The 10,561-nt window shown below is 62.2% G+C and carries 9 protein-coding genes; all 9 read right to left on the bottom strand.

What is annotated here, in order from left to right; all coding sequences use genetic code 11:
- On the bottom strand, window positions 1–764 hold a 764-nt coding region (locus RTX98_RS14735; protein ID WP_312797544.1), incomplete at its 3' end, for a UDP-N-acetylmuramate--L-alanine ligase.
- Entirely contained in the window at window positions 761–1,903 is a 1,143-nt protein-coding gene (gene murG, locus RTX98_RS14740) for an undecaprenyldiphospho-muramoylpentapeptide beta-N-acetylglucosaminyltransferase (RefSeq protein WP_312797546.1), read from the bottom strand. The genes murG and RTX98_RS14735, both read right to left, overlap by 4 nt.
- A gap of 1 nt (window position 1,904) precedes the next feature.
- Complete coding sequence (gene ftsW, locus RTX98_RS14745; RefSeq protein ID WP_312797548.1) at window positions 1,905–3,056, bottom strand: putative lipid II flippase FtsW; 1,152 nt, start codon at window positions 3,054–3,056, stop codon at window positions 1,905–1,907.
- A gap of 12 nt (window positions 3,057–3,068) precedes the next feature.
- Window positions 3,069–4,451 carry a UDP-N-acetylmuramoyl-L-alanine--D-glutamate ligase gene (gene murD / locus RTX98_RS14750; protein WP_312797550.1) on the bottom strand — a complete coding sequence of 461 codons (1,383 nt, stop codon included), beginning with the start codon at window positions 4,449–4,451 and terminating at the stop codon, window positions 3,069–3,071.
- 5 nt (window positions 4,452–4,456) lie between these two features.
- Window positions 4,457–5,539, bottom strand: a complete 1,083-nt coding sequence (gene mraY, locus RTX98_RS14755) for a phospho-N-acetylmuramoyl-pentapeptide-transferase (RefSeq protein WP_312797552.1) — start codon at window positions 5,537–5,539, stop codon at window positions 4,457–4,459.
- Window positions 5,540–5,564: 25 nt separating this feature from the next.
- Entirely contained in the window at window positions 5,565–6,998 is a 1,434-nt protein-coding gene (locus tag RTX98_RS14760; RefSeq protein WP_312797553.1) for a UDP-N-acetylmuramoylalanyl-D-glutamyl-2,6-diaminopimelate--D-alanyl-D-alanine ligase, read from the bottom strand.
- Complete coding sequence (locus RTX98_RS14765) at window positions 6,995–8,449, bottom strand: UDP-N-acetylmuramoyl-L-alanyl-D-glutamate--2,6-diaminopimelate ligase (RefSeq protein ID WP_312797554.1); 1,455 nt, start codon at window positions 8,447–8,449, stop codon at window positions 6,995–6,997. Before RTX98_RS14765 ends, RTX98_RS14760 begins: the two co-directional genes overlap by 4 nt.
- A 55-nt stretch (window positions 8,450–8,504) precedes the next feature.
- Window positions 8,505–10,223: a penicillin-binding protein 2 gene (locus RTX98_RS14770; protein WP_312797556.1), complete on the bottom strand. Its 1,719-nt coding sequence runs from the start codon at window positions 10,221–10,223 to the stop codon at window positions 8,505–8,507.
- On the bottom strand, window positions 10,220–10,558 hold the full coding sequence (ftsL, locus tag RTX98_RS14775) for a cell division protein FtsL (protein ID WP_312797558.1): 339 nt from the start codon (window positions 10,556–10,558) through the stop codon (window positions 10,220–10,222). Before ftsL ends, RTX98_RS14770 begins: the two co-directional genes overlap by 4 nt.
- Window positions 10,559–10,561: the final 3 nt, after the last annotated feature.

Consider the following 10,561-nt stretch of genomic DNA (forward strand, 5'->3'; position numbering starts at 1 on the left):
TTCTCGTAGCGCTGATTGGCGAAGCGCATGTCAGCCTGCGGGTTCTCACCGTAGGTTACGACGCGGCGATCCTCGATGCGGCCGACCAGCGCCTGCACTTCCGGATGGTCGATGCACATGACGCCAAACCCGTAGAACGGCACGTTTTCTACGAACTGGCGGAAGGCAGCGCGGACATTGTCGAAGCTGCCGTAGTGATCGAGATGTTCCGGGTCGATATTGGTGACGACGGCGATTTCCGCCGGCAGTTTCAGGAAAGTGCCGTCGCTTTCGTCGGCTTCCACCACCATCCACTCGCCCTCACCCATGCGGGCATTTGTGCCGAGCGCATTGATGATGCCGCCATTGATGACTGTCGGATCGAGCCCGCCCGCTTCAAGCAGCGCTGCGACCATGGAGGTCGTGGTTGTTTTTCCATGCGTACCGCCAATCGCGACCGCCTGGCGGAAGCGCATCAGCTCGGCAAGCATTTCAGCGCGGCGAACGATCGGCAGCAGCTTTTCACGCGCGGCAACCAGCTCCGGATTCGTCTTCTTGATGGCGGTGGAGACGACCACGACCTCGGCTTTGCCAAGGTTCTCGGCTTTGTGGCCGACAAAGCAGGTGATCCCCTTGTCGCGCAGACGCTGAAGGTTCGCGCCTTCGGCCTGGTCAGAGCCCTGCACCTCGTAGCCGAGATTCTTGAGCACCTCGGCAATGCCGCTCATGCCGATGCCGCCGATCCCGATGAAATGCACGAGGCCGATTGTGGTCGACATCTTCATGGCCGCACTCCTTGTTTGAACTGTGCTGCGGTTTGGCCGGATGCAATAGCTTCTGCGAAATCAGCGAGCAAGCTCGCCGCATTCGGCTTGCCTGCGGAACGCGCGGCGGAAGCCATCACGGCTAGTGCCTGCGGATCCTGCATGCGGTCGGCAATGAGATCTGCGATCCGCTGCGGCGTCAGCGTCGCCTGCTGATGCACCTCCGCCCCACCCGACGCGGCCAGTGCTGCAGCATTCGCCGCCTGATCATGGTCGAGCGCATGAGGATACGGCACCAGGATAGCCGGGCGGCCAATCACCGCGACCTCGGAAACCGTTGATGCACCTGAGCGGGAAATCACCAGATGGGCATCGGCGATGCGCTCTGCCATGTCGTTGAAGAAGGGCGACACCTCGACCGTCATGCCGAGTTTGTCATAGGCATCACGCACCCGATCTTCATCTTCCGCCCGCGCCTGCTGCACGACGCTCAAGCGCTTGCGGAGAGCTTCCGGCAGAAGCGCAAGGGCGGCTGGAACAGCGTCGGAAAAAAACTGCGCGCCCTGGCTGCCGCCAAACACCAGCAGCCGGAATGGATCATCAAGGCCCGGCAGATTGAACGGCCGGGCGGCCGCCGTGATGACCGCAGGCCGGACAGGATTCCCGGTTACAACGGTTTTTCCGGCATGAACGCCCGAATTTTCGGGCAAAAAGCCCCCTGCAATGCCGGAAACCCGGGCAGCCAGCCCCTTATTTGCCCGTCCCATGACCGCATTTTGCTCATGAACCAGCGTGGGAACGCCACGTCTGCTCGCGGCGTAAAGCGGCGGCAAGGTGGGATAACCGCCAAAGCCGATCACCGCTTTCGGCTTGAGCTTGTTGATCAGAACTGTCGACTGCCTGACGCCGCTCCAGATCGTCCAGATCGCGCGACTGAGAGCTATCGGGTTCTTCGAGCCGAACGTCGATGCAGAGACCTGATGCGTCGCAACCGCCGGAAAGGTGCCGGAATACCGGCCTGCCCGCGTATCAGTGACGAGGTGAACATCCCAACCGCGCGCGCCAAGTTCATGCGCCAAAGCTTCGGCTGGGAACAAATGACCGCCGGTCCCGCCGGCGGCAAGAAGGATGGTGCCCTTGAGGGCTGAACGGCCCGGCATCTTATTCCGCCGCTGCCAGCGAGCGCGCGCGTTCCATGGAATAATGGATCTGCGAGCGCTTTTCCGGGCGTTTGCGGGTCAGCGCCAGGATCATGCCCATGGAAATAGCGATCGCGATGGTTGACGAGCCGCCATAGGAAATGAACGGCAAGGTCATGCCCTTGGCCGGCAGAAGCTGGACGTTCACGCCCATATTGATGAAGGATTGCAGCCCGAGCAGCGTCACCAGGCCGGTCACGGCATAGCGGGCGAAATCGTCATGCTCCTTCAGCGCCGTCGAAAGGCCGCGCAGCAGGATGAAGGCGAAGATGCCCATGATGAGGAAGCAAAATACGATGCCGAATTCTTCGCCGGCGACGGAAAACACGAAGTCGGCATGGCTGTCCGGGATGACGCGCTTGACCGTGCCTTCGCCCGGGCCTTTGCCGAGCCAGCCGCCATTGAGCAAGGCCTGCATGGCCATATCAACCTGATACGTATCGCCTTCGCCCGTGAGGAAGCGATCGATACGACCGGCGACGTGCGGCAGGAGCGTGTAGGCAGCGAAAACGCCGGTGATACCAACGGCGCCCAGCGCGATGATCCAGAACCAGGCCATGCCGGCCACGAAGAACATCACGCCCCAGGTGGCCAAAGTCAGCATGGTCTGGCCGAAATCAGGCTGCGCGACGAGCAAAGCGACCACGAGGCCGAGCAGGATCATCGCAAAAAGATTGCCTGGAATGTCAGGCTGGCGGGCGTGTTCGGCGAACAGCCAGGCGGTGATGACGACGGGCTTCAGGAATTCGGAGGGCTGGACCGACAAGCCGGCAAAGGAAATCCAGCGCCGCGCGCCTTTCACTTCCACGCCGACGTAAAGAACGGCCACCATCAGGACCACCATGATGGCCAGCAAAATCACTGCTAAGCGTCTGATTTGTCTCGCATCAAGGAAGGACACGCCGATCATGACGATGGAGGCCGGGATCATGAAGATGATCTGGCGGGTGGCGAAATGGAAGCTGTCGAGGCCGATGCGTTCAGCCACGGCGGGGCTGGCGGCGAAGGACAGGACGATGCCCAGCACCATCAGCATGACGAAGGCGGACAAGAACCAGCGATCGATGGTCCACCACCAGTTCGAGACAGGACTGCGATCCAATCTGCTCAGCATAAACCATACCCCTTAAACCGGCTCTATTCCGGCAAGTGCTTGAACTGCCTGGCGAAATGCTTCGCCGCGCAACTCGAAATTCTTGAACTGATCGAAGCTCGCGCATGCCGGCGAGAGCAGGACCACCGTTTCGCCATCAGCCTCGGCATCCCGGGCGGCATGGTTAACGGCTGATGATAAAGTCCCTGAAATTTCATAAGGAACCGTTTCACCCAGAGTTGCCGCAAAGGAGGGGGCGGCTTCGCCGATGAGATAGGCCTTGGTGATGCGGGGGAAGAAGGGTCTAAGTGCTTCAATTCCCCCGGTTTTTGGCAATCCACCGGCAATCCAGCGGATCTTGGGGAAGCTCGACAAAGCGGGTGCTGCGGCTTCGGCGTTGGTTGCCTTGGAATCATTGACGAACAGCACTTTTCCACGCCGCGCGACTTGTTCCATGCGGTGAACGAGACCGGGGAAGGTGTTCAAACCATTTTGGATTTCGGCTTCGGAAAGACCGAGCTCAAGGCAGGTCGCAACGGCTGCAAGGGCGTTTTGTGCATTGTGCCGGCCGCGCAGCGAACCGATGCCGTTTAGCGAAAAAAGCGCCCGTTTTTCCGGAGTGGCTCCCCGGAAAAGTTCGCTTTCTTCGGCAAAATATCCGCTTTTCAGCGGCAATCTTCCGGAAATCCGCACCACTTTCGGGCCGGCACGCTCTAACCGGTCGGCGATCTCGACACAGAAGCTGTCATCGACTCCGATCACCGCAGTTTCGCTTCCGGCGACGAGCCGCGCCTTGATGTCGGCATAGTGCTGGATGGTGCCGTGGCGGTCGAGATGATCGGGCGTGACGTTGAGGAGGATGCCGACGGTCGGGTTCAGCGAAGGGGCGAGATCGATCTGGTAGGAGGAGCACTCGACGACGTAGTGACGGCCACTCTCAGGCGGATCGAGGGTCAGCACGGCGCGGCCGATATTGCCGCCCATCTGCGTGTCGCGACCGGCGGATTGGAGGATGTGCGCGATCAAGGCCGTGGTGGTGGATTTGCCGTTGGTGCCGGTGATGGCGACGAGAGGAGCGTCGGGCGCGAGACGCTTACGCTCCCTAACGAAGATCTCGATGTCTCCGATGATCTCGACGCCAGCGCCGCGCGCAAGATCGACCGTCCAGTGCGGTTTGGGATGGGTGAGCGGTACGCCGGGCGACAAAACGAAGGAAGACAGGCGCGACCAATCGATCGTGCGCAGGTCGACGACCGGGATGCCGGCAGCTTCTGCCTTGGCGACACTTTCGGGATTGTCGTCCCAAGCCTGAACATCAGCGCCGCCTGCGACGAGAGCCTGCGCCGTTGCGATGCCGGAGCCGCCCAGTCCGAAGAGAGCGACCGCCTTCCCCGAAAAGGACTGAGCGGAGATCATGGTGTTTACCGCAGCTTGAGGGTGGACAGGCCGATCAGGGCCAGGATGATGGCGATGATCCAGAAGCGGATCACGACCTGGCTTTCGGTCCAGCCGAGTTTCTCGAAATGGTGGTGAATCGGCGCCATCAGGAAGACGCGTCGGCCGGTCATTTTGAAGAAGCCGACCTGGATGATGACGGATAAAGCTTCCATCACGAACAGGCCGCCGATGATGGCGAGAACGATCTCGTGCTTGGTGGCGACGGCTACCGTGCCGATCAAACCGCCGAGCGCCAGGGAGCCGGTGTCGCCCATGAAGATGGCGGCGGGCGGTGCGTTGAACCAGAGGAAGCCGAGGCCCGCACCCATGACGGCGCCGAGCAGCACGCAGAGCTCGCCGGTGCCCGGGGTCCAGTGGATCTGCAGATAGTCGGCGAAAACGGCATTACCGGCCAGGTAGGAGATGATGCCGAACGAGCCGGCTGCGATCATCACCGGGCCGATGGCGAGACCGTCGAGGCCGTCGGTGAGGTTCACCGCATTACCCGCGCCGACGATGACGAAGCAGGCAACGGGGATGAAGAACAGGCCGAGATGGAGCAGCACATCCTTGAAGAAGGGGAAGGTCAGCGAGGATGAGAACGGCTCCTTGCCGGCATACATGATGAGGCCGGCCGCGACGGCGGCGATCAGGAACTCCAGAAGCAGCCGGACCTTGCCCGACACGCCGAGATGGCTCTGCTTCGTGACCTTGGTGTAGTCGTCGTAGAAACCGATCGCGCCGAAACCGATCGTCACGAACAGCACCGCCCAGACATACAGGCTGGACAGGTTCGCCCATAGTAGCGACGAGCCGAGGATGCCTGACATGATCATCAGACCGCCCATCGTGGGCGTACCGGCCTTCTTGAAGTGGGTTTGCGGACCGTCGGCGCGGATCGGCTGGCCGCGACCCTGACGGATGCGCAGCGAATCGATGATCGAGGGGCCGAACATGAAGACGATCAGCGCCGAGGTGATCAGCGCGCCGCCGGTCCGAAAGGTGATGTAGCGGAAAACGTTGAAGATGGAGAGGTCGTCAGCGAACTGGACGAGCAAAACGAACATGAATGGAGACCTCTCTGCGACGGCGTTAAGCCGTCATACCGTCAGCTTTGGCGGACGAAAATTGTGCCAGCATTGCGTCGACGATCTTCGAGAAGCCGATGCCCTTGGATGACTTGACCATGACGACGTCGCCGGACCGGATCGCATCCAAGATGAGCGGCGTCAATTCCGCAGCACTTTCGGCGTAAACCTTCGGGAAGTCGGCCGGAAGCGCTTCGGCAAGGCGGCGCATCTCCGGTCCGCCCAGGAAGACGGCGTCGGCGCGGGCGGCCGCAATCTGTTCAGCCAGAGCGGCATGAAGCTCGGGCGACTGCTCGCCCAGTTCCAGCATGTCGCCGAGCACAGCAATGCGCCTACCGCCGGTGCCGGGCTGGGTCGTGCCAAGCAAGGACAAGGCTGCCTGCATAGAGGCCGGATTGGCGTTGAAGCTCTCGTCGATCAGAATGGCCGTGCCATCATCCACCGGCAGAACATGGCGGCGTCCACGCCCCTGCTCCGCCTTGAGGCTGGCGAGTGCCGCCGCTGCTTTTTCGAGGTCCGCACCCGCCAGATCGGCGGCACCCAGCACGGCGAGCACGTTCTGGACGATGTGCCGGCCTGGCGCGCCGACCGTCGCCACCACGTCGCGGCCATTGACCGAAACAGCGATTTCCGAGCGGTCGCCAAACAATTCGGCATCGCGCAAGCGGATGTCGGATTGCGGGTTCTCGCCGAAGCTCTTGATGTTGCCATGGCCCTTTGCGCGCGCGAGATTGGCGAGCAGGCTGAAGCGCGGATCGTCGCGATTGACGAGCACCGCGCCTTCCATTTCCAGCCCCTCGAAGATCTCGGCCTTGGCTTCGGCGATTTCATCGAGGTCGCGGAAGAAGCCGAGATGGGCGGCACCCACCATGGTGATGATGGCGATGTGGGGACGGACCATCTTGACCAGCGTACGGATTTCGCCGGGATGGTTCATGCCGATCTCGAACACGCCGAAATCGACATCTTCAGGCATGCGCGCCAAGGTCAGCGGCACGCCCCAATGATTGTTGAAGGACTTGTCGGCGGCATGCACCGTGCCAGACGCCGCCAGAACATGGCGCAGGGCTTCCTTCGTCGAAGTCTTGCCGTTGGAACCGGTGACCGCGATGATGCGGGCATTGGTTCGGGCACGCGCGGCCTGGCCGAGCTTGCCCAGCGCTGCCAGCACATCCGGAACCACGATCTTGGGCGTGGTCAACCGGCCGAGCGCCGGCAGCTTGCCTTCCGACACAACCAGAACCGACGCGCCGGCCTTGACGGCGGCGGTCGCGAAATCATGGCCGTCGAACTGGTCGCCGGCGATGGCGAAAAAAGCATCGCCGCGCTGCAAGGTTCGGCTGTCGATGGAAATGCCGCTGATTTCAGAAGGAAGAGTGCCGAAGGAGCGGCCATTCATCGCCGCCGTCATGGCATCGCCGGTCCATAAGGGGCTCATGCCGCACGCTCCGTCAGCGCCGCACGCGCTTCGGCGTGGTCGGAGAAGGGCAGCGTTTCGGCGCCGATCGTCTGGCCCTCCTCATGCCCCTTGCCGGCAATGATCAGCGTGTCGCCGGATTGCAGCATGGCAATCGCTTCGTGGATGGCCTGGCGACGGTCGGCGATCTCGGTCGCGTTCGGAGCGGCCTCCAGAATGGCGGCGCGGATTTCCGCCGGTACTTCCGAGCGCGGATTGTCGTCGGTGACAATTACCACATCGGCCAGGCGCGTGGCGATCTCACCCATGATCTGCCGCTTGCCGCGATCGCGATCACCGCCGCAGCCAAACACCACGACGACACGGCCGGTGGTGAAGGGACGCACGGAGGCCAGCACGTTTTCCAGCGCATCGGGCTTGTGGGCATAATCGACATAAACCGGTGCGCCGTTGCTCTTGGAGCCGACGAGATCGAGACGACCGGGTGCACCCTTAAGCTTTTCGAGGGCAGCCAGCGAAAGCTCGATCGGCATGCCAGTGGCGATGGCGAGGCCGGCGGATACGAGGGCGTTGGCGATCTGGAAGTCGCCGGCCAGCGGCAGGTCGATCTCGAAGATCCGGCCTTCCGCTTCGATCTCCGCGCGCTGACGATAACGCTCGTGTTCGACCCGCTTGAGCGTCAGCAGCGCACCCTTACGGCCAACGGTAAGCGTGCGCAAACCCGTATCCTGCGAGGCCTTAATCGCCTGCTCCGACCACGGATCGTCGGCAAAGATCACGGCCGGCGCATCCTTGGGCAGGAGGTCGCGGAACAGCCGAAGCTTCGCGTCGAGATAGTCTTCAACCGTTGGATGATAATCCATGTGGTCGCGGCCGAGATTGGTGAAGGCGGCAGCCTTGAGCTGCACGCCATCCAAACGGCGCTGGTCGAGGCCATGGCTGGAGGCTTCCATCGCCGCATGGGTGACGCCGGCCTTGGCGAGGTCGGCGAGAAGATGATGCAGGGCGACCGGGTCGGGCGTGGTCAGTGAGCCGTAGGTGTTGCGGCCCGGCGCGACGACGCCGGTGGTGCCGATGCTGGCGGATTGATAGCCGCCGAAGTCCCAGACCTGGCGCGTGAAGGAGGCCACGGAAGTCTTGCCGGAGGTGCCGGTGACGGCAACCATGGTTTCGGGCTGGGCGCCAAAGAAGCGCGCGGCCGATAGGGACAAAGCGCGGCGCGGATCGGCCACGCGGATCACCGGAATGGAGAGGTCGCCAACGGAAGCACCCTCGCCGGCCACAATCGCGCTGGCGCCCTTTTCAGCGGCGTCGGCGGCGAAGCGACTGCCATCCGTCTTGGCTCCCGACAAAGCGAAGAACACCGTGCCCGGCGTTGCTTGGCGGGAGTCGGCGGTGAGCGCGCTGACATCCACTGCGGAGGCACCCTCGCCCTTCAACGGCAGGATATCGGCGAAATCCGAGAGCTTCATCGCAGTCCCATCACTTCAGGTTGCACAGTGTCCGATGCGGTTCAGCGCCTCAGAATCACTGCGAGGATACCAGCAATGGCTTCTCTTCGAGGCGGAAATCCGGCTGGACGCCGAGCAGCGGTGCCGAACGGCGGATGATGTTGGAAAACAAAGGTCCCGCATTGAGACCAGCGGTTGCCGCCTGCCCCGGCTTTTCCGGCTTTGGTTCATCCACGATCGAAAGCACGACATATTGCGGATCGTCGATCGGGAATGCGCCGACAAAGGCGTTGAAGCGGACGTCTTTCGAATAGCGCCCATGCACGACCTTTTCCGCCGTGCCCGTTTTGCCGCCGATGCGATAGCCGGGAACGGTGGCGCGGGTGGCCGAGCCGCCGGTGCCCTTGGTGGCGTTCAGCTTATAGAGATAACGCATCTCGTCGCTAGTCTGCTGGCTGACGACGCGCGTGGCGCTTTCCAGCGCGGCATCCCGCGTGCGCGGCAGGAAGGTCGGGTTCATCAGGAAGCCGCCATTCATCAAAGCCACCACGCCCACCGCCGTTTGCAACGGCGTCGTGGACATGCCGTGGCCGAAGGCGATGGTCATGGAATGGACCTTCTTCCAGACCTTCGGCTCGGTCGGACGTGCCACTTCCGGAAGCTCCGTCTTCATGCGGTCGAGCAGGCCCATGCGATGAATGAACTCGCGATGGCCTTCCAGACCAACAATATCGGCCTCGTGTCCCGAACCGATGTTGGACGAGAAGATGAATACTTCCGGCAAAGTGAGAACGCGGTTCTTGCCGTGGAAGTCGCGGATGGTCTGGTTGCCGAAGCGGAAGGGCTTGCTGGCGTCAACGGTGGAATTCAGGTTCATCTTGCCCGAATCCAGCGCCATCGCCGTGGTGAAGCTCTTGATGGTCGAGCCCATCTCGTAGGTGCCTGCCGACATGCGGTTCAGGCGGTCTTTTTCATGCGCGTTGAACGGGTTGTTCGGATCGAAATCCGGCACCGACGCCATCGCCACGACTTCGCCGGTCTTGGCGTTGAGCACCACGGCACCGGCGGCAATTGCATGATAGCGGGTGAGCGCCTGGGTAATCTCGTCATGCACGATGTGCTGGACGCGCAGATCGATCGACAACTGGAACGGCGCGAGATCCTTGGGCTGAGCCAGGCCGCTGGCCTGCAGGTCGGCGAGACCCTGATCATCGATATATTTCTCGATGCCGGAAATGCCCTGGTTGTCGACATTCACCAGGCCGACGATATGAGCAGCGGTGGAGCCGCCGGGATAGAAGCGGCGCTTTTCCGTGCGGAAGCCGAAGCCCGGCACGCCGAGATTCATGATGTCGGACTGCTGCTTGGGCGTCAGCTGACGGCGCAGCCAGACGAAACCGGCGCCGCTTTTCAGCTTGTTGTAGGTCTGCTCGTAATTGATGTCGGGCAGGATCGTGGCGAGCTTTTCGATGGCCTCGTCGGCATCCACGATGCGGCGCGGCTCGGCAAACAAGGACGCCGTCTTGATGTCGGTCGCCAGCACCTCGCCGTTGCGGTCAACGATGTCAGGACGTGAAGCGGTGACGCGCGACGCGGGGCCGGCACCGACTTCCGGGTCGGTCATGGCAAGATGGATCATGCGGCCGGAAAGGGCTGCGTAGAGGCCGAGGAAGACGGCCATGGTCATCATCAAGCGCGGCCGGGCGCGGCTGCCGAACGCCTTGCGCTCGCCATCCACCACGATGCCGCTGCCCAATGCCGTGCCTTCAAAGCGCTTACGCCATTTCCCGATCATGGTTTGATGGCTCCTGTCGAGGTCTTGTCGATGCGCTTCAGCATCTCGGCAATCGTATCGATATTCGGATCCGGCACTTCCGGCGGGCGCTGCGGAATGGCGTCGGGGGTAACGATCTGCTCCGGCTCGACCGTGCCCAGTTTCAAGTCGTCGGCATAGGATTCGGTCAGACGCTGGAGACGCGCGGGCTGAGTGAGCAGGCTCCAATCTGCCTTGAGGATCGAGATCGTGTCTTCCTCGTAGCGGATCTGGCTTTCGGTCTTGGCCAGAAGATCGAACTGGTTCTCGGCCTCGTGCTTGGTCTTGTAGGTGAAGGCCGCAGCCGCCACCATCAGGCC

It is taken from the genome of Tianweitania sp. (genome assembly GCF_032053605.1).
Classification (GTDB): Bacteria; Pseudomonadota; Alphaproteobacteria; order Rhizobiales; family Rhizobiaceae; genus Tianweitania.

What these genes read in the sequence shown, in the direction of transcription:
- RTX98_RS14770 (WP_312797556.1), bottom strand. Translation starts at nt 10,223, where the DNA reads ATGATCGGGAAATGGCGTAAGCGCTTTGAAGGCACGGCATTGGGCAGC.
- murD (WP_312797550.1), bottom strand. Translation starts at nt 4,451, where the DNA reads ATGATCTCCGCTCAGTCCTTTTCGGGGAAGGCGGTCGCTCTCTTCGGA.
- murG (WP_312797546.1), bottom strand. Translation starts at nt 1,903, where the DNA reads ATGCCGGGCCGTTCAGCCCTCAAGGGCACCATCCTTCTTGCCGCCGGC.
- RTX98_RS14760 (WP_312797553.1), bottom strand. Translation starts at nt 6,998, where the DNA reads ATGAGCCCCTTATGGACCGGCGATGCCATGACGGCGGCGATGAATGGC.
- mraY (WP_312797552.1), bottom strand. Translation starts at nt 5,539, where the DNA reads ATGTTCGTTTTGCTCGTCCAGTTCGCTGACGACCTCTCCATCTTCAAC.
- RTX98_RS14765 (WP_312797554.1), bottom strand. Translation starts at nt 8,449, where the DNA reads ATGAAGCTCTCGGATTTCGCCGATATCCTGCCGTTGAAGGGCGAGGGT.
- ftsW (WP_312797548.1), bottom strand. Translation starts at nt 3,056, where the DNA reads ATGCTGAGCAGATTGGATCGCAGTCCTGTCTCGAACTGGTGGTGGACC.